19 protein-coding genes are annotated in these 18555 nt (G+C 70.2%); 14 read left to right on the top strand and 5 right to left on the bottom strand.

The window, feature by feature from the left end; genetic code table 11:
• Positions 1 to 164 precede the first annotated feature (164 nt).
• From BM204_RS10955 to BM204_RS10945, 3 genes are all read left to right on the top strand, one after another.
• Entirely contained in the window at positions 165 to 413 is a 249-nt protein-coding gene (locus BM204_RS10955) for a type II toxin-antitoxin system Phd/YefM family antitoxin (RefSeq protein ID WP_246166522.1), read from the top strand.
• A 2-nt stretch (positions 414 to 415) separates the two neighbouring features.
• Positions 416 to 676, top strand: coding sequence for a Txe/YoeB family addiction module toxin (locus tag BM204_RS10950; protein ID WP_091113060.1), 261 nt, complete (start codon positions 416 to 418; stop codon positions 674 to 676).
• Between the two features lie 217 nt (positions 677 to 893).
• A complete protein-coding gene (locus tag BM204_RS10945) occupies positions 894 to 1277 on the top strand; it encodes a YybH family protein (RefSeq protein WP_143099725.1) in 384 nt (127 codons plus the stop codon).
• A gap of 73 nt (positions 1278 to 1350) precedes the next feature.
• Here the strand turns inward: BM204_RS10945 and BM204_RS22990 are convergent, their stop codons facing one another.
• On the bottom strand, positions 1351 to 1746 hold the full coding sequence (locus BM204_RS22990) for a hypothetical protein (protein WP_218031348.1): 396 nt from the start codon (positions 1744 to 1746) through the stop codon (positions 1351 to 1353).
• A gap of 173 nt (positions 1747 to 1919) precedes the next feature.
• Complete coding sequence (locus tag BM204_RS10930) at positions 1920 to 2348, bottom strand: hypothetical protein (RefSeq protein ID WP_218031347.1); 429 nt, start codon at positions 2346 to 2348, stop codon at positions 1920 to 1922.
• Between BM204_RS10930 and BM204_RS22985 the strand changes: the two genes are divergently transcribed.
• The 5 genes from BM204_RS22985 to BM204_RS10905 all read left to right on the top strand — a co-directional run bounded on the left by BM204_RS22985 (position 2326) and on the right by BM204_RS10905 (position 9242).
• Positions 2326 to 3138, top strand: coding sequence for a Fic family protein (locus BM204_RS22985; RefSeq protein WP_091113053.1), 813 nt, complete (start codon positions 2326 to 2328; stop codon positions 3136 to 3138). The genes BM204_RS10930 and BM204_RS22985 overlap by 23 nt on opposite strands.
• A 306-nt stretch (positions 3139 to 3444) precedes the next feature.
• The gene (locus tag BM204_RS10920; RefSeq protein ID WP_218031346.1) at positions 3445 to 6501 is read left to right on the top strand and encodes a DEAD/DEAH box helicase; all 3057 of its coding nucleotides are present in this window, start codon (positions 3445 to 3447) and stop codon (positions 6499 to 6501) included.
• Positions 6502 to 6557: 56 nt separating this feature from the next.
• The gene (locus BM204_RS10915) at positions 6558 to 7373 is read left to right on the top strand and encodes an SWIM zinc finger family protein (protein WP_218031345.1); all 816 of its coding nucleotides are present in this window, start codon (positions 6558 to 6560) and stop codon (positions 7371 to 7373) included.
• Positions 7374 to 7621: 248 nt separating this feature from the next.
• Positions 7622 to 8029, top strand: a complete 408-nt coding sequence (locus BM204_RS10910) for a YciI family protein (RefSeq protein WP_091113047.1) — start codon at positions 7622 to 7624, stop codon at positions 8027 to 8029.
• A gap of 7 nt (positions 8030 to 8036) precedes the next feature.
• Positions 8037 to 9242, top strand: coding sequence for an RNA polymerase sigma factor (locus tag BM204_RS10905; protein WP_091113045.1), 1206 nt, complete (start codon positions 8037 to 8039; stop codon positions 9240 to 9242).
• A gap of 3 nt (positions 9243 to 9245) precedes the next feature.
• On the opposite strand, the gene BM204_RS10900 is transcribed toward BM204_RS10905, so the two are convergent.
• A complete protein-coding gene (locus BM204_RS10900) occupies positions 9246 to 9638 on the bottom strand; it encodes a response regulator transcription factor (protein WP_091113043.1) in 393 nt (130 codons plus the stop codon).
• A 119-nt stretch (positions 9639 to 9757) separates the two neighbouring features.
• Between BM204_RS10900 and BM204_RS10895 the strand changes: the two genes are divergently transcribed.
• From BM204_RS10895 to BM204_RS10885, 3 genes are all read left to right on the top strand, one after another.
• Positions 9758 to 10669 carry a response regulator transcription factor gene (locus BM204_RS10895; protein WP_091113041.1) on the top strand — a complete coding sequence of 304 codons (912 nt, stop codon included), beginning with the start codon at positions 9758 to 9760 and terminating at the stop codon, positions 10667 to 10669.
• Positions 10669 to 12720, top strand: coding sequence for a sensor histidine kinase (locus BM204_RS10890; protein WP_143099724.1), 2052 nt, complete (start codon positions 10669 to 10671; stop codon positions 12718 to 12720). Before BM204_RS10895 ends, BM204_RS10890 begins: the two co-directional genes overlap by 1 nt.
• Positions 12721 to 12882: 162 nt before the next feature.
• On the top strand, positions 12883 to 13674 hold the full coding sequence (locus tag BM204_RS10885; protein ID WP_091113036.1) for an alpha/beta hydrolase: 792 nt from the start codon (positions 12883 to 12885) through the stop codon (positions 13672 to 13674).
• Here BM204_RS10885 and BM204_RS10880 read toward each other — a convergent pair.
• Positions 13657 to 14064, bottom strand: coding sequence for a pyridoxamine 5'-phosphate oxidase family protein (locus BM204_RS10880; RefSeq protein ID WP_091113034.1), 408 nt, complete (start codon positions 14062 to 14064; stop codon positions 13657 to 13659). The genes BM204_RS10885 and BM204_RS10880 overlap by 18 nt on opposite strands.
• A 33-nt stretch (positions 14065 to 14097) precedes the next feature.
• Complete coding sequence (locus BM204_RS10875) at positions 14098 to 15744, bottom strand: dolichyl-phosphate-mannose--protein mannosyltransferase (RefSeq protein ID WP_246166118.1); 1647 nt, start codon at positions 15742 to 15744, stop codon at positions 14098 to 14100.
• 64 nt (positions 15745 to 15808) lie between these two features.
• On the opposite strand from BM204_RS10875, the gene rsmI reads away from it, so the two are divergent.
• The 3 genes from rsmI to BM204_RS10860 are packed head-to-tail and all read left to right on the top strand — an operon-like array spanning position 15809 to position 18410.
• Positions 15809 to 16669 (top strand): 16S rRNA (cytidine(1402)-2'-O)-methyltransferase, encoded by an 861-nt coding sequence (rsmI, locus tag BM204_RS10870; protein WP_371863249.1) that lies wholly within the window; start codon positions 15809 to 15811, stop codon positions 16667 to 16669.
• Positions 16666 to 17508, top strand: coding sequence for an alpha/beta fold hydrolase (locus BM204_RS10865; protein ID WP_091113029.1), 843 nt, complete (start codon positions 16666 to 16668; stop codon positions 17506 to 17508). Before rsmI ends, BM204_RS10865 begins: the two co-directional genes overlap by 4 nt.
• Positions 17508 to 18410 (top strand): TatD family hydrolase, encoded by a 903-nt coding sequence (locus BM204_RS10860; protein ID WP_091113027.1) that lies wholly within the window; start codon positions 17508 to 17510, stop codon positions 18408 to 18410. Before BM204_RS10865 ends, BM204_RS10860 begins: the two co-directional genes overlap by 1 nt.
• Positions 18411 to 18555 lie beyond the last annotated feature (145 nt).

Here is an 18555-nt window from a genome sequence, read left to right as displayed (position 1 = left end):
GCGTCCTCAGGTCGTGGTGGACGGTTCGGCGGCTGGGTCAGCCGGGGACAGCAACCGCAGCTGACAGTGTCAATGAACTCCTCGCCCAGACCCCTTGGCGCATGGAGTCGACAAGCTTGCTCACGCCCTGTACGGTTTTCTGTACAGGAGGCACTATGAAGACGATGAGCTACACCGAGTCTCGTGCGCGCTACGCACAGGTCCTCGATGACGTTGTCAACGACCGGGAAGAGGTCGTCATCACTCGAGCCGGCCATGAGTCGGTTGTGATCGTATCGCTTGAGGACTTTGAGTCTCTGCGCGAGACGGCCTACCTCATGCGTTCCCCGACTAACGCCCGTCGCCTTCTCGATGCCATGGAGCGCTTGGAGGCTGGCGCAGGGGATAGTCACGACCTCGTGGACGTCGACTGAGAATGCGCTTGGTCTGGGACGCCAATGCTTGGGAGGACTATCTGTGGTGGCAGACCCAGGACCGCAAGGTGTTGAAGCGCATCAACTTGCTGATTCAGGACGTGGTGCGAAACGGCAACGAGGGAATCGGCAAGCCGGAGCCACTCAAGCACGACTTTGCCGGATATTGGTCGCGACGGATTACTGATGAGCACCGGCTGGTGTACAAGGTGACCGAGAGTGACGTTCGCATTGCGGCGTGTCGTTACCACTATGGCCGATGACAGCGACACTCGGTTGTGACCCTCTCCCCGAACAGACCGGGATCTGTGCTGAGAGGCCCGGCCGGATGATGAGCGGCAGCGCAAGTTATCGGCGTAGTGCCTGTCGGCACGCCGCCCGGCTCGGTCGGGGACGACCTGTGAGGGCTCAAGTCGGCAATAGTCATCGTGCTTCCGGACCTTCCTTGACGTGCTCTCAGCGCGGTGGGACGCTCTGGCGATGAGCACCCTCGAGCAGGCTTCCGACACGTTCTACCGGGCACTGAACACGATGCTGACCGGAGATGTGGGACCGATGCTGGAGGTCTGGTCGCACGCGGACGACGTGACTTACATGAGCCCGTTCGGCGAGCTTCTCGTGGGTTGGGAGACCGTCCGAGAGTCGTGGGAAAAACAGGCCGCTGCCCGACTCGGCGGTCAGGTCGCCGCTGAGGAGCTCCGGTGCTTCAGCTCGTCCGACCTCGGTTTCGTGGTCGGCTTCGAACGCGGCAGCGTGAAGGTCGGAGGCGTCACGCAACCTGTCAACATCCGGGCCACGAGCATATACCGCCTCGAGGGTGACCGGTGGGCCATGATCGGCCACCACACGGACCCGCTGTCCTAGCGACGGATGGCCCCCATCGGTGTGACCTGTCTGAGGTCGAGACCGCGGACGAGTTGGGGGCAGCGCGTCGTTGTCAGGCGTCGTCCCGGCCAGCGTCGGACAACCCCACCTGACGAAGGATCTCGCCGATCACGTCCGTGAGCGGTCGAGTCGCGTCGATCACCACGCCGAGACCCGGGATGTCTTCCTTGGTCCGGTGGAGTCGGACAATGAGGTCACGCTCAGATGGTGTTGAGCCCCACTCGTCTTGCGGGCGCTGGTGGATATTGCGCTCGATGAGAGCCGGCACTCGCCCTACGTCCCAGATCTGGTGCTGAGCGTCAGGTTCCCGACGCCATGAAGGCGGCCAGGATGTCATGGGGATGGCGGTCGAGGTCTTGCGTGCGCGGTCGTAGCGCATGGTTGTGCGGGGGTCGGCGTGCGGGGCCGCGACCTGTACGTCGCGGAGGTCCACGCCGGCGTCGAGCATCGTGGTGACGAAGTGTGGCGAAGCATGTGCGGGTGTATCCGGGCAATCTCGATGCCGGCTATGGCGGCCCGCCGCGGCAGACACCTCAGGATCGCCGGGCCCGGAGGCCCGCGGTGGTGGGTGTTGGGCGGCCCCGGTGGCAGTGTTGTCGGCCTCGCGGTGGTGGCGACCGGTCAGGCGCGCTGCGTCGGCAGCGTGCCGTAGCTGTTCTCGTAGACCTTGCCGATCTTTGGGTGGGTGAAGCGAAGAGCGGTCCAGGTCTCGTCGATGCGCAGGCACGTGCTCTCGACCAGGCCGCAGTCGTAGCCAATCTCGATGACTTTCGGCACGTTCAGGTCAGACCCCAGCTTGCGCGCCTTCGGCCACGAGAGCCACAGCTTGCCCTGTGAGGCGAGGTGCGGCACGAGGCGGGGGAACTCGACGCGCATCGCGGCCTGCGCCGTGACGAACAGGTGCAGGTAGTCAAAGTCCCCCGTGAGCTCAGGCACCATCTCAAGCGGTGGGAGGCCGAGGGTCTCGAGGACCCCGTCGGGGGCGCCCACTACGTGGGTCCGCCACGCGGGCTTGATCCCCATCTTCATGGCTACGGTTCGGCTCGTCATCTCATCACTCTCCTCGTTGCGGGGCAGCCTGCGCCACCGTCAGCTCGTCCGCGATGGTCGCGGCTCGTCGCATCCTGGTCGTGGCGGGCCCGTTCCACCTCGGCCAAACCAGTCCGGCCGCATGCGCGCCCCCGAGCGTGGCCAGCCCGCCACCGGGCAGTCTTCATGGCCGCCAGCGGGCAGTCTCTCGTGGCCGCCGTCAGCAACCGGTGGCCCTCCGCGCACCTCGCTGATACGTCACCGGCCTGTCCCGGACGTCGACCACCGGATGACTGACTGGGTCGCAACCGTGAACAAGCTCCGAGGGGACAGCGACGTCGCGTTCCCCGAGCGCCTCGCCAAGGCTCACATCGACTTCGAGAAGATCCACCCTTACCTCGACGGGAACGGCCGCTCGAGCCGGCTGCTTCTCAACCTGCTCCTGGTCCGTCTGGGATACCCGCCAGCGATCGTGTTCAAGAACCAGCGGACGAAGTACCTCAAGGCGATGCGCACGGCAGACAAGGGCGACTACGGCCCGCTCGGCGGGGTCATCGCCCGCCCGGTCACCAACAACCTCTACAAGTTCATCGTGCCAGCAGTCAACGGGCCGGCCCGCCTCGTGCCGCTCGCGAGCCTGGTCCACGAGAAGGCCGGCCTCACCGCAACTGCACTTCGCGCTGCCGCAGAACGAGGCCGACTGCGGGCGCAGCAGTCCGAGAACGGCAAGTGGCAGAGCTCGAAGAGGTGGGTAGCCGACTACCAGAAGAGCAAGCAGAAGCGGCCCACCAAGGCGGCGACACCAGACTGAGGGCCCTGCTCAAGCGCAGCGCACCGTGGCATCGGTGCGTCGCTTCTGATCCGAGCGGCTAGTGCACGCTGTGGGGGCAGTCCCCGGCCGCACGCGACGACGCTGCGACGCATAGACCTGGGATCGGGTTCGGCATGCTCCTGGTGTCGAACTCCATCGCAACTGCGCGTGCCGTAGCGCAAGTACCGTTGCGCCTGATAAGCCGGGCTTTCCGTCGGGTAAGTTTTGCGATCTGGCAGGCGGGTCCCGGGAGTTGAGCAAGCATTGATCGTCCTTCACGGCTGGTGGTCGATCCAGAGCAATGCCATGGGCGAGCTGATCTTGTGGGCTGAGGACTCGAAGGCGCCGGCGCAGCCAGCCGTGCGCCGAGGTCGACGCCCCGCCAAGCAGGCTCACCCCTTCGCCGTCTCTGCGCAGGCGTTGGCATCCGCGACGGCGCTCGCAGGCAGCCCGGGCACGGCAGTTCTCGTCTTGCCGACCCAGGGCCGGGGTCCGGCTGCCTCAGCAGAGGTGTGCCGGACCCGCGAGGAGTCGCAGACTCCGGAGTCCCTGGTCGACGGACTGTGGGAGGTCCCGACCCTGGCGTTGGACTCCCAGGCCGCTCTGGGCTACCTGTTGGCAGCGGGCGACGCCGAGATCGACCTCGAACGACCGATTGTCGGTGGAGACCTGCGAGCGCTTCAGGCACTCGCACGGTTTGCCGTGGATCTCGTCGGACGCGGCCGCGTACTGCCCGGCGTGCGGGACGTGGGCGACGGTCGGGCGATGGCGATGTGGTCTGCGGTGGTGACCGGAGTCGACGCCGTGTGGTTGCGCGCATTGGCCGGGGGACTGCCCGGGTCCTTCACAGCTGCGTGCCCGGTTGCCGTCGACCGAGTTGCGGCCGCGGTGCGGTCGCTGGCAGCTGCGACCGATGCCCTGGTGGACGCAGCGGTGCGTTCCCGCCTCGGCCCCGGCCCGCGCCGACGCGCAGCGGCGTCGTTCCGATCGGCGCTGACGGGCTCCGACTCATACTTCACCACCACCCCAGCGGCGCTGGCCTCCCTCGAAGAGGCGCTGGCTGACTGGCAGCGGGAGGTCACCGAGGTCGGTGCGGTCCGGGCCTGCTTCCGGCTGGTCGAACCACCGGGAGCGGGCGAGGCAACGACCCACGTGACAGTCGCCGATGTGACGGTGGGCGAGAGCGTGCCGTGGCGACTGGACTTCGCGTTGCAGTCGACGGAGGAGCCGAGCCTGGTCGTCGACGCCGCGCAGGTGTGGCGCGCCAAGGGGGCGTTGCGCGCGCTGGCGCGTCACGTCGCTAATCCGCAGGAGACTCTGCTCGGTGAGCTCGGCCGGGCCGTGCGCCTGTACCCGGACATCGAGGGCGCGCTGCGCACCGCGAGGCCGTCGTCGCTGACCCTAGACGTCGAGGGCGCACACCTGTTCCTGTCGGAGGCGGCACCGATCCTGCTGGCTGCCGGCTTCGGCGTACTGCTCCCGGGGTGGTGGACCAACCCCGCCATGCGGCTGGGCGCCAAGCTCTCCGTCTCGACCCCAGCGCAGCCGGGCTCGGCCGGGACCGAGGCGGTCATCGGCCGTGATGGGCTCGTGGACTTCCGCTGGGATCTGGCTGTCGGGGAGCACACCCTGAGCGAGCAGGATGTCGCCGACCTCGTCGAGGCCCAACAGCCGCTGGTGCGGGTGCGGGGTCAGTGGATGTACGTGGACGCCGACCGCCTGGCAAGAGCCCGGGCGTTCCTTGCTACGCGGTCGCACGGCACGGGGCGGATGAGCGTCGGGGCGGTGCTCGCGATCATCGGGGCGCTGGACGACGGACCAGGTGGCCTGCCCGTCGTGGACGTCGAGGGGCAGGGCTGGCTCGCGGACCTCCTGTCCGGCCAGGTTGACCACCGGATCGCGCCGATGGTCGCGCCGGAGGGTTTCAGGGGTGAGCTGCGCCCCTACCAGGAACGTGGTTTGGCGTGGTTGTCGTTCCTGGAGTCGGTCGGTCTGGGCGGCGTCCTCGCAGACGACATGGGTCTGGGCAAGACCGTGCAGTTGCTCGCCCTGATGTGCGGCCAGCTCCCTCAGGAGGTTGGTCCGACCCTGCTGGTCTGCCCGATGTCGCTGGTCGGCAACTGGCAGCGTGAGGCCGCTCGTTTCGCTCCCGGGCTGCGGGTGCACGTCCACCATGGGGCTGAGCGACCCAAGGGCAAGGCGTTCCAGAGGGTGGTGGCGTCCTGCGACCTGGTCGTGACGACGTACGGCCTCGTAGTCCGAGACGTTGACGCGCTGCGTGAGATGAGCTGGCACCGCGTCGTCCTCGACGAAGCCCAGGCGGTGAAGAACGCGGCGACTCGGGCGGCGATTGCGGTGCGGTCACTGCCGTCGTCGCACCGGTTCGCGGTGACCGGGACCCCCGTGGAGAACCGGTTGGGCGACCTCTGGTCGCTGATGGAGTTTGCCAACCCCGGACTGCTCGGTCAGCCCTCGACGTTCAAGCAGCGCTTCGCGACGCCCATCGAGCGCCGCGGCGATGTGGAAGCGGCGACCCGGCTGAGATCGTTGACGCAACCGTTCGTGCTGCGTCGGCTGAAGACCGACACCTCGATCATCACTGACCTGCCGGCCAAGATCGAGATGGAGGTGGTGTGCTCGCTGACTCGCGAGCAGGCCTCGCTCTACCAGGCGGTCGTCACGGACATGATGGACCGCATCGAGAGCACTGACGGCATTGAGCGCCGCGGACTGGTCCTGGCGACCATGACCAAGCTCAAACAGGTCTGCAACCACCCGGCGCAGTTCCTGAGGGACGGCAGCAGACTCGCTGGGCGCTCAGGCAAGCTGGCGCGCGTGGAGGAGACCCTCGACGAAGTGCTCGCCTCAGGGGAGAAGGCGCTGCTGTTCACCCAGTACGCCGAGTTCGGCGACCTGCTGCGCACCCACCTCGGTGCCCGGTTCGGTCGTGAGGTCGCCTACCTGCACGGGGGGCTGAGCAAGGGGCAGCGGGACGCCACCGTGGCCCGGTTCCAGGACCCTGCTGGGGGTGGGCCTTCTCTGTTCGTCCTGTCGTTGAAGGCGGGGGGTACCGGGCTCACCCTTACCGCAGCCAACCACGTCATCCACGTCGATCGCTGGTGGAACCCTGCCGTGGAGGATCAAGCCACAGACCGTGCGTTCCGCATCGGGCAGACCCGCTCGGTCCAGGTGCGCAAGCTGGTATGCGCGGGCACCCTGGAGGAGAAGATCGCACTGATGATCAAGGAGAAGCGGGGCCTGGCTGCCAGCGTCGTGGGCACCGGTGAGGGCTGGCTCACCGAGCTCTCCACCTCTGCCCTTCGCGACTTGTTCACCCTCGAGGCCGGGTCGGTGGTGGAGTGAGCCCGCCCGGTCGCAGCCGCAGAGGCGGCTTCCCGCCTCCATCCAGGCCCCGCGCGGTGGACGGAGGGCTCGTTGCCCGCAGCGCACGAGGCGCCATCGGGGAGCACTGGTGGTCGCGACGCTTCCTCGAGGTGCTGGAGTCCTTCGCACTCGGCTCCCGGCTCACCCGTGGCAAGAACTACGCCCGACGGGGTCAGGTGCTTTCCCTGGAGGTGGCCACGGGCGTGGTCACGGCGTCAGTGCAGGGTTCCCGCAGGACGCCGTACAGGGTGTCAATCGCCTTGCCGGCCTTCAGCGAGCTGGTGTGGGCCAAGGTCGAGGTGACCCTTGCCGAGCAGGCCATCCACAGTGCCCGGCTGCTCGCTGGCGAGATGCCCCACGACCTCGAGGAGGTCTTTCTGGCAGCGGGCGCGCCCCTCTTCCCGCAGCGTGCCAAGGATCTGACTCTGAGCTGTTCCTGCCCGGACCGGGAAGTCCCATGCAAGCACCTCGCGGCCACGTTCTACCTACTCGCGGAGAGCTTCGACAACGACCCCTTCGCCATCCTGCTGTGGCGCGGGCGCAGCCGCGAGGCACTCCTGCACCGGCTCCGCGAGCTGCGTGGCGGTGATGCTGCACGTCCTGCGGAGGAGCCGGCGGCGCTGCCGTTTGAAGGTCCTCGGGTGGGAGCGATGATGGCGCTGACTGATCTGGCCACGGCCGATGGCGACTTCTGGACCGGGGCGCCCATCCCTGCCCTGCCTGTACAGGCGGAGCTGCCGACAGATCTGCTGCTGCGCCAGCTCCCCGTGCCGGGGGCCCTGCTGGGAGGCCCGCGCCTCGTGACCCACCTCGCGTCGTTGTACGCAGTGCTCGGGGAGCCCCCCGACTGAGGATTCGCGTGTAGGCGCGGGCACACCACACGCGTACCAGATCACGATGACGGTCACTGACATCGGAGCTGATGGCCCCTGGTTCCCACCGGTCGACCTCCCCGGCGCCTAGCTCTCGTGCGACAACCGTCGCTACGAGTACTCGCAATTCCTGCCCTCGGTCACCGCGCCGATGTCGAGAGCGGCTGACCGGTTCCGTCCCCGGTGTGAAGCGACCAGGATGGGTCGCACCAGCGAGAGGAACCACGATGGCCAAGTACCTGATGCTCAAGCACTACCGAGGCGCCCCGGCCGGGGTCAACGACGTCCCCATGGACCAGTGGACCCAGGACGAGATCTCGGACCACATCCAGTACATGAACGACTTCGCCACCCGGCTCGAGGCCACCGGCGAGTACGTCGACGGGCAGGCGCTCTCGCCCGAGGGCACGTTCGTCCGCTTCGACGGCGAGGGGCGACCTCCCCTGACCGACGGACCCTTCGCGGAGACGAAGGACCTCATCGCGGGGTGGATGGCGATCGACGTCGACACCTACGACCGGGCGCTCGAGCTGGCCGCAGAGCTGTCGGCCGCACCGGGAGCCGGCGGCAGGCCGATCCACGAGTGGCTCGAGCTGCGCCCGTTCCTCACCGAGCCGCCGACCATCACGGAGTGAGCAGCGGGTGACACGCGAGGTCGACGAGGTCCTGCTCAGGAGCCTCACGCCCGGTGTGCTCGGGATCCTCGTGCGTCGCGGCGCCGACTTCGCGGCGGCCGAGGACGCCGTCCAGGAGGCGCTGCTCGAGGCGTTCCGGGCCTGGCCGGACGACCCCCCACGGGACCCGAAGGGCTGGCTGGTCACCGCGGCCTGGCGCCGCTTCCTGGACGCCACCAGGTCCGAGACGGCCCGGCGCCGGCGCGAGGAGCGGGTGGAGGAGGAGCCACCGCCCGGGCCGACGCGGGAGCTCGACGACACGCTCCGGCTCTACTTCCTGTGCGCCCACCCGTCCCTGACCCCGTCGTCCGCCGTCGCCCTCACGCTGCGCGCGGTGGGCGGGCTGACGACGCGTCAGGTCGCGCGTGCCTACCTCGTGCCCGAGGCGACCATGGCGCAGCGCATCAGTCGCGCCAAGCGCACCGTCTCCGGCGTGCGTCTCGACCGGCCTGGCGACGTCGCCACCGTGCTGCGCGTGCTCTACCTGGTCTTCAACGAGGGCTACTCCGGCGACGTCGACCTCGCCGTCGAGGCGATCCGGCTCACCCGACAGCTCGCGGCGATCATCGACCACCCCGAGGTGGCCGGGTTGTTGGCGCTGATGATGCTCCACCACGCGCGCCGCGCTGCCAGGACAGCGCCCGACGGGAGCCTCGTGCCGCTCGCCGATCAGGACCGCGCCCGGTGGGACACGACCTCGATCGCTGAGGGAGTCGCGATCCTGCAGGCGGCGTTGACCCGGGACCGGCTCGGGGAGTTCCAGGCGCAGGCCGCGATCGCGGCCCTGCACGCCGACGCACCCACCACCGAGGAGACCGACTGGGTGCAGGTCGTCGAGTGGTACGACGAGCTCGTGCTCCTCACCGACAGCCCGGTCGTCCGGCTCAACCGCGCGGTCGCGGTCGGTGAGGTCGACGGCCCACGCGCCGGGCTCGCGGCCCTCGCCGCCGTGGACGGGTCGGTGCCCCGCCACACCGCCGTGGCGGCGTACCTCCACGAGCGCGACGGCGACCCGGCACTGGCGGCACGGCTCTACGCAGAGGCCGCCCTGCACGCGCCCCACCTGGCCGAGCGCGACCACCTGACGCGGCAGGCAGCCCGGCTCAACGAGGCCGGGTCACCGCGCACACCGCTCGCCCTCGCGCCGATTCACCCTCCCGAGGAGCCGTCCTGAGACTCATCCGTCCGCTGCGGGCGCGAGGGTGCCGGTGTCGAGGAGCTCGCGGACGCACGAGACGAGTCGGGTGCTCTCGAACGGCTTCGGCAGGTAGTAGTCGGCTCCCGCATCCATCGCCGCCCGCACGTCGCGACGGCTGTTGAGCGCCGAGAGCATCAAGAAGATCGGGCGGGACTCACGACCCAGGTCCTGGCTGGCACAGAGCACCTGGAGGCCCGACATCACCGGCATCGCGTTGTCCAGGACGGCCAGGGCGTACGTCTGGTGCTTGATCGCTGCCAAGGCAGCCGCACCGTCCGCGACGGTGCTCACCTCGTGGCCGGCCACCTCGAGGAGGAGGGCGACGATCTCGCGGATGTCGGGGTCGTCGTCGGCGACGAGGATGTGGGTCACGGATCCAGCCTGGACCGGGGGGCCCGTCCGCGCGGGACGAGTGGGGTCGCACCTGTAAAGGACTTGTGAAACGGCTCGTAAATATTTCGCTCGCGCTTCCGTGCCCTAGCGTGGGCCACATGCCCACGGTGCTGGTGATCGAGGACGAGCCGGAGGTCAACGATCTCCTGCGCGTCCTGCTCGACCACTTCGGCTACGGCATCATCGTCGCGCTCACCGGAGCCGCGGGCCTGGAGCTCGCCACGCGTCACAAGCCTGACCTGATCATGCTGGACCTCGGTCTGCCCGACATGTCCGGCATCGAGGTCATCAAGGAGCTCCGCAGCTGGAGCGCAGCGCCGCTGCTGGTCCTGAGTGGGACGAGTCGCCGCGGGAGCCGCGCCGACGCGTTGGACGTCGGAGCCGACGACTTCCTCCAGAAGCCCTTCGACTCCCGTGAGCTCGCAGCGCGCCTGCGCGCCGTGACGAGGAGGGCGGCAACCTCGATGGACGACGGCGGGCTGCGCCGATGCTTCGGTCAGGTCTGTGTCGACGTGCAGACCCAGCGGCTGCTGCTCGAGGGGCGCGAGGTGAGGCTCACCTCGATGGAGTGGCGGTTGCTGGAGGCGCTCACCCGACATCCCGGTCGGTTGCTGACGCACCGCTGGCTGGTGACGCAGGTGTGGGACCCCACGCACGGCGCCGAGACCCAGACCTCGCTGCGGGCCCACATGCGCTCCTTGCGCAGCAAGCTCGGTGACGCAGTCAGGGAGCCGGACTTCGTGAGGACCGAGAGTGGCATCGGCTATCGCTGGATCGCCCACGCCACCGCGCCCGACGAGCCGACCTCGGTGCCCGTCCGCGCAGGACACTCCTCCCTGGTGGCACTGGCGGAGGCCATCGCCGCCCTCCAGGTGGCGATCCACACGGCGTCCGACGCGGGCACCGACCGTGACGCCGCCCTGGGGCGGGCGGCTGACCTGGCGCGTCGGGCGGGGCAGCTCGTGAAGGAGGCCCAGTGGGCCGGCTCGATCCCCGAGGGGCCGGTGTGATGTCCGCCTCCGGTCGCCGACCCCGGGTCCTCGCCTTCATGGCGTGGTGGGCTCTTTTCGCGGCTCTCGTGCTGGTCGGACGTGTCAGCGCTGTCGACGAGGCATCGGTCGGCCTCGTGGCCCCGGCGGCCGGGGCGGCACTCCTGTGGCTGCTGACGCAAGGCTCGATGCCTGCGGTCGTGCTCTGCCTCGCCACGATGGCGGGCACCCGTGTCGTGCTCCTGGCGGCCACGGGTGCTGCCTGGGAGGTGACGCTGGCGGTGGTGGTTGCTGCGTTCGTGCAGACGTCGTCGTGCGTGGTCCTCGTGCGCCGCTGGTGCCCGGGCATCCTGGGCACAGGGGGCGCCCGCAGCTTCCACGACTCGGGGGTCCTGGTGTGGGTCAGCCTGGCCGTCGTGCTCGCCACCGGCACGGGAGCGGTCGTCGGATCGGGCCTGGTCGGGGTGCTGGGTGCCGATGTCCAGGGCCACGTGTTCGTGGACTGGTGGGCCCGCAACCTCACCGGGGTCGTCCTGGTCGGGGCGACCGGTCACCTGGCATGGGAGTGGGTGCGCGACTCCCGCTCCGAGGGGCGATGGGTGTTGGTGGAGCGAGCCCGGCTCCCGGAGCTGGCCGCCCTCGTGGCGGTCTCCGGTGTCACCTACGGCGTCATCTTCTTCGAGTCCGCGCTGCCGCTGGCGTTCCTGCCGCTGACCGTGAGCGTGTGGTGCGCGACGCGTTTCTCGACGTTCCTCGCTGTCCTCCACACCGCCTCCTTCGGCGCGATCGTCCTGACCGCGACGTTCCTGGGACGGGGTTCCTTCGGGACCCTCGGCGGCCCGGAGGCCCAAGTCCTGGTGACCCAGGCCTACCTCCTGACCCTCCTGCTGACGGTCCTCGCGCTGGCGACGGGGAGGGACGAGCGAGATGCGCTCATGGGTCGGCTGCGTGCCTCCCAACGGGAGACAGCGGGGCGCGCGGAGCTGCTCGACGCGATGACCGAGTCGATGAGCGAGGGGCTGGTGGTCTGTGACATCGACGGCGTCATCGTCAGGACCAACGCCGCAGCCCGGACGCTCCTGGCCTCGTCGGCCACGGGCTACCAGGAGACGACCCAGGGCTACCGGGTCCTCCGTCAAGACGGGACCGAGATCTCGGTCGAGGACCACCCCTCGCGGCGGGCCCTCCGCGACGGCGTGGTGCCGGCCTACGACCTGGTGCTGCGCCGGGCGGACGGCTCCGAGCGCGTCCTGTCGGTGACCGCGTCCGCGCTCACGGCAGGTGGTTCAGGGGGCGAGGCACAGGGCGCGATGGTGGTCTATCGCGACGTGACGGACGAGCGGGGCCACAGCAACCGACTCACGGAGTTCGCCGAGGTCGTCGCCCACGACCTGCGCGGCCCCCTGACCGTGATGCACGGGTGGCTGGACGTGGCCCTCGCCGGGTTAGGACCAGGCCCCGACGGGGACGCCGTCACCGTGGGGACCGCACCGGGAGCCACACCCCTGGTGCGGCGCGCGATGGAGAGGGCGCTGGTCTCGACGACCCGGATGGAGGAGCTGATCTCCGACCTCCTCATCCAGGCGACGGCAGCGAGCGGTCTGATGGAGCCGGTGCGCTGCGAGCTGGACGGCGAGGACGGCCTCGTCGCCGAGGTCGCGGGTGAGGCTGGGGCGTCCGAGTCGGTGCGGGTCGGCCCGATCCCGGCGGTGCTCGTCGACGTCGACATGGTCCGCCAGCTCGTGTCGAACCTGGTGGGCAACGCGCTCAAGTACGTCGCACACGGCACGGTGCCGGTGGTGGTGCTGACCGGCGTCCGCTCCGGGGACCGTGTCCTGATCGAGATGACGGACAACGGCATCGGGGTCCCGGCCCTGCAGCGCGAGGCCATCTTCGACCGTTTCCACCGGGCTCACGCCGAGGACACGAGCTACGTCGGGACGGGCCTCGGGCTGGCCATCTGCCGCACCATCGTGGAACGCCACGGTGGCGAGATCGCGTGCAGGTCCGCCACCACGGGGCGGCCGGGGGCCATGGGCACGACCTTCGCCTTCGACCTGCCGGCAGCCTGAGGCGAGCCGACGGGTCGGACCGGCAGTGCTCGTTGCCACCGGTCTCGATGACCGGTCCGGACCGCGTTCGTCGTCCGTGATGGGGTCAGGATTGCCGCGCTGTCGGGCCGGCCGGATATTCTGGCCGCGACAGTGGCCTGGCACGAGTGGGGGTGATGGCCGATGCGCAGTGCATTCGTGATCGCGCTGGCCCTGGTGGCGGTCCTGCTGACCACCGGGTCCACGGGGCAGCCCCCGAGTGAGACCCTGCGCGGCAGCCTCGCCGGCGAGGAGGTCCGCCTCACCACGCCCGGGGAGGGCATCGAGCCCAAGGGCCTCGTGATCTGGTTCCACGGTCAGGGCGGCAACGTCAACGACCGCATCGACGGCCCGTGGCTCGACGCGCTGCGCCGCGAGGGCTATGCCATCGCCTCGTCCAACTTCCACGCCCAGTCCTGGGGCAACCCGGCCTCCACCCGCGACGCCGACCTCCTGGTCGACTGGGCCGAGGAGAAGACCGGTCTGCCGGTGACCCTCTGGGTCTCGGGCTCGATGGGTGGCTCGGTCTCGCTCAACGCCCTCATCCACGGCGTCAAGGCCCCCAACTGCTGGTACGGCGTGAAGCCGGCCATCGCGCTCACCGAGATGGACGAGGTCCCCGGCGGACCGGGGTTCATCTTCAAGGCCTTCGCCGGCCAGGTGCCGCCCGACCGCAACCCCGTGGCCAACGTCGCCTCCCTGCCGGTCAGCGTCCGCTACCGGATCGTGGCGTCGCGTGGCGACCAGTGGGTGATCTTCAAGGAGAACGCCGGCCCGCTGTCCTCGGGGCTGCGTGAGCGCGGCGCCGACGTGACCCAGCTGATCGTCGAGGGCTTCCACGACGACCCGTCCCACTTCAACGCCCGCGACCTGGTCGCCTACGCCGACTCCTGCCTCGACGAGGCGCCTCAGGAAGACTCAGCCCAGGCCGGCTGAGCTCACGAAGCGGTCCACCTCGATGCGGATCGCGACCCGCGTCGGGTTCTCCCGCGGGGTCCGGTAGCGCGAGGCGTAGCGCTCGCACGCCCGCGCGACCGAGGCCGCATCGTCCACGACGATCCCGTGGCCCTCCAGCGTCGACCACCGGGCGCCGTCGACCGCGCACGCGGCGACCTGGCCGCGCTCGAGCAGGTTGCGCGCCTTGCGTGACGTGGCGCTGGTGATGACCCAGGCGCACTGCTCCTCGTGGTCGAGGGCGACGCCCACGGGCACCACGTGCAGACGGCCGTCCGGCCGCAGGGTCGTCAGCGTGCACAGGTGGCGCTCGGTCCAGAAGTCCAGCAGGGGCTGGGGGAAGTCTCCCCACCCGGGGTGCCACGAGGTCATGCTCCCGAGACTAGCGGCGGGCCGGGTGGGTCCCTAGATCCAGCGGGTGAACCAGATCCGGTCGAGCCACTCCGCCCGGGTGAGCAGCTCGTTGGTGTAGATCGGCCAGAACCACGCGAAGTTGATCAGCACCAGGACGAAGAACGAGCCGGCCAGCACCACGCCCGTCGTCCGACGGGGCGAGGGGTGGGGCGAGGGACCGACGAGCTTGCCCATGGCCAGGGTGATCGCGAGGATCAGGAACGGCAGGATCGGCATCGCGTAGAACAGGAAGATCGGCCGGTCGTCGTACTGCAGCCACGGCAACCAGGTCGACGAGGCCCCGACGATGGTCAGCCCGAAGCGCCAGTCGCGCGCACCGACCCACATGACCGCGGCGAAGAGCAGCGCCACGATGCCGCCCCACCACAGCACGGGCGTGCCGAGCAGCAGCACCTGCCGCAGGCAGCTGCTGCCTGCGGGGGCGTCGCAGCCGCGGGTGCCGGGCTCGATGCCGGTGTCGGCGGCCACCCCCACGGGGCGGTTGAGGAGGAGCCACCCCGTGGGCTGGGACTGGTAGGTGTGCTCGCTGCAGTTCAAGAAGTGTGCGTGGAAGGTGTAGAGGTCCTGGTGATAGCTGGCCAGGGAGCGCAGCGACTGCCAGGCCTCGGCGACCCCGGTGGCGTCGGCCTCGGTCGCGGTGGGCCACCGGTCGTCGTCCAGCGTCGGTTCGTCGTCGCAGGTGGCGCCCTCCGCGACGAAGCGGGTGTATTGCGTGGAGGAGAGGGCGTCCTCGTAGACGCTGGCGTTGAGCAGCCAGCCGGTCCACGTGGCGACGTAGACGAGGAAGGCGACCAGGACCAGCTGCACGAACGCGGGGACTCCGTCGACGACCGCCGAGCGCAGCAGCGGCCACCGCACGCCGACCGAGCGCCGGGCACCCGCGCTCCACAGCCAGACCAGGATGCCGAACGCCGCGAGCGGGAACGCCGCGGTCCACTTCGTGCCGATGGCGAGCCCGAAGCAGACGCCACCGAGCAGCAGCCAGGGGCGCACCAGCAGCGGGCGCACCGGCCCCCACGATCGCGCGGGGACGCGACCGTCGAGGTCCGCGTCGTCGATCTCGCGCGCCAGGCGGGCGCGGTACCAGTCGCGGTCGACCACCAGGCAGGTGACGGCGCTGAGCACGAAGAAGGCCAGGAAGATGTCGAGCAGGGCCAGGCGCGACAGGACGAAGTGCAGGCCGTCGAAGGTCAGCAGCAGACCGGCGACCAGGCCGAGGGCGGTCGATCCTGTGACCCGCTTGGCCAGCCGGCACATGACGAGCACCATCAGCGCCCCGACGACCGCGGCGGAGATGCGCCAGCCGAAGGGGTCCATCCCGAAGGCCTTCTCGCCCAGGGCGATCAGCCACTTGCCGACCTCGGGGTGCACGACCATCGAGGGGTCTGCGTTCCAGATGCCGGCGGTCTGGCCGTCGAGGATGCGTTCGTTGGCGTCGTCGACGTAGGTGCGGACGTAGCCGTGGTTGAGCATCGACCACGCGTCCTTGGCGTAGTACGTCTCGTCGAACTCGAAGACCTTCGGCGAGCCCAGGTGCCACAGCCGCAGCACCAGGGCGAGGAGCGCGACGCCGATCGAGGCGCCCCAGCTGGCCAGCGGCTCCTCGAGGGTGCCGCGCAGCCGGGTCGGGGTCGTCACGCTGCTGAACGATACGGGCCGCTCTCGACAGGGCCCTCGTGACGGGGCTGCCATGATCGGCACCGTGACTGACAAGACCACCGACGGAGCAGGCGGCGCCGGTGTGCTCGTGCTCGCCGCCACCCCGATCGGCCGGGTGGCCGATGCCCCGCCGCGCCTGGCCGACGAGCTCGCGACCGCCGACGTGGTCGCGGCCGAGGACACGCGGCGCCTCAAGCGGCTGACCGGCGACCTGGGTGTCACGATCACCGGACGCGTCGTCTCCTACTTCGAGGGCAACGAGTCGGCGCGCACCCCGGTGCTGCTCGAGGCGCTGCTCGCGGGGGAGCGGGTGCTGCTGGTCACCGACGCCGGCATGCCCTGCGTCTCCGACCCCGGCTACCGCCTGGTCGTCGCGGCCGTCGCGGCCGACGTGCTGGTCACCGCGGTCCCCGGACCGTCCGCGGTGCTCACCGCACTCGCGGTCTCCGGTCTGCCGGTCGACCGCTTCTGCTTCGAGGGCTTCCTGCCACGCAAGCAGGGGGAGCGGGCCCGTCGCCTGGCCGCGCTGGCCGCCGAGGAGCGGACGATGGTGTTCTTCGAGGCGCCGCACCGCACCGAGGTCGCGCTGCGGGCCATGGCCGAGGCCTGGGGAGGGGACCGGGCCGCGGCCGTGTGCCGCGAGCTGACCAAGACCCACGAGGAGGTACGCCGTGGTCCGCTGGCCGACCTCGTCACCTGGGCCGCGGAGGGGATCCGCGGCGAGGTGACGATCGTCGTCGAGGGCACCAGCGGGCCGGTCGTGTCCACGGACGAGACCAGCCTGCGGGCCGCCGTACAGGAGCGGGAGGATCGGGGCATGAGTCGCAAGGAGTCGATCGTCGAGGTCGCCAAGCTGGCCGGTGTGCCCAAGCGCGAGGTCTACAACCTGGTGCACGGCGCGTGAGCGGCCGGATCGCGGAGGTCCACCGCTCCGGGCTGACCTTCGACGTGCTGGACGAGGGACCGATCGAGGGGGACGTCGTCGTGCTGCTGCACGGTTTCCCCGAGCGGGCGACCTGCTGGCGCTCGGTGGCGCCGCTGCTCCACGAGCGCGGCTTCCGCACGCTGGCGATGGACCAGCGCGGCTACGCGCCGCGCGCCCGACCGCCCCGCCGCCGCGACTACCGGCTCACCGAGCTCTCCGACGACGTGGCCGCGCTCGTCACCGCGGCCGGCGCGGGGGCCCCGGTGCACGTGGTCGGCCACGACTGGGGGGCCATCGTCGCCTGGGCCCTCGCCCTGCGGCAGCCGGAGCTGGTGCGCACCCTGACGGCGGTCTCGGTGCCCCACCCCACGGCGTTCCTGAGGTCCATGCTCAGCTCCGACCAGGTGCTGCGCTCCTGGTACATGCTGCTCTTCCAGCTGCCCTGGGTCCCCGAGCTGAGTGCGCGCCGCCGCGGATCGGTCTTCGACCGGTCGCTCGCCCACGCCGGCATGCGGCCCGAGGAGGTCGCGCGCTGTCGCGCGGAGGTGATCGAGGCCGGCGCCCTGACGGGCGGGATGAACTGGTACCGCGCGCTGCCCTTCCTCGACCGGACCCTCATCGGGAAGCACGTCACCGTCCCGACCACGCTGCTGTGGAGCGACGGCGACGTCGCGCTGGGCCGCAAGGGCGCCGAGCTGACCGAGAGGTACGTCGACGGCCCCTACCGCTTCGTCGCGCTGCGCGGCGTCAGTCACTGGATCCCCACGCAGGAGCCCGAGGCCTGCGCGGAGGCGATCCTCGACCGGATCGGGGCCTGATGAGCAACGACACGACGCGTGAGCCCACCCGCTCGCGGGCGGCGACCGAGGAGAAGAGCGGCAGCCGTCGCGACCGTGAGCGACCGCCGGCCCCCGAGCCCCTGCCGCACCCGGTGGTCGACAACCACTGCCACCTCGACATCGCCGACGGCGACTGGCTGGCGACCGAGGAGGCGATCGCTTCCGCTGCCGCCGTCGGGGTGCCGCGCATCGTCCAGATCGGGTGCGACCTGCAGGGAGCCCGGTGGGCGGTCGAGGCAGCCGCGCGCCACGACGCGCTGGTGGCCGGCGTCGCCCTGCACCCCAACGAGGCGCCCCGGCTGGCGGGTGCAGGCACGTTGGACGAGGCACTCGACGAGATCGAGCGGCTCGCCCAGGCGCACGACAAGGTCCGCGCCGTGGGCGAGACGGGTCTCGACCACTTCCGCACCGGCGAGGAGGGCCGCGCCGCCCAGGTGACGTCGTTCCGCCGCCACATCGATCTCGCGAAGCGCCTTGACAAGACCCTGGTGATCCACGACCGCGACGCCCACGAGGAGGTCCTCGCGGTCCTCGACGACGAGGGGGCGCCCGAGCGCTGGGTCATGCACTGCTTCTCCGGCGACGCAGACTTCGCCCGCCGCTGCCTCGATCGTGGTGCCTACCTGTCCTTCGCCGGCACAGTCACCTTCAAGAACGCCCAGCCCCTCCGTGACGCGCTCGCCATCGCCCCCCTGGACCGGGTCCTGGTCGAGACCGACGCTCCCTACCTCACCCCGGTGCCCTACCGCGGGCGGCCCAACGCGTCCTACCTGGTGCCCCACACGATGCGGCTGATGGCGGAGGTCCGCGGCGACGACCTGGAGGAGCTGTGCGTCGCCGTCGACGCCAACTCCGAGGCCGCCTTCGGCGGGTCCTGGTAGCCCGCTCGAGCAGGTAGGGCGAGGAGACGTGGCTCACTCCGGCCCGCCTGGGAGTGGGTCGAGGGTTTGCACAATCCACCGTCCCACTGTTGTCCTGGATGACAGACAGCCGGGATCGGGATCATTCTGACCAGCGCTCACCACC

The sequence above is a fragment of the Nocardioides psychrotolerans genome (assembly GCF_900113685.1).
Classification (GTDB): domain Bacteria; phylum Actinomycetota; class Actinomycetes; order Propionibacteriales; family Nocardioidaceae; genus Nocardioides; species Nocardioides psychrotolerans.
This window is presented reverse-complemented; position numbering and strand designations above follow the sequence as displayed.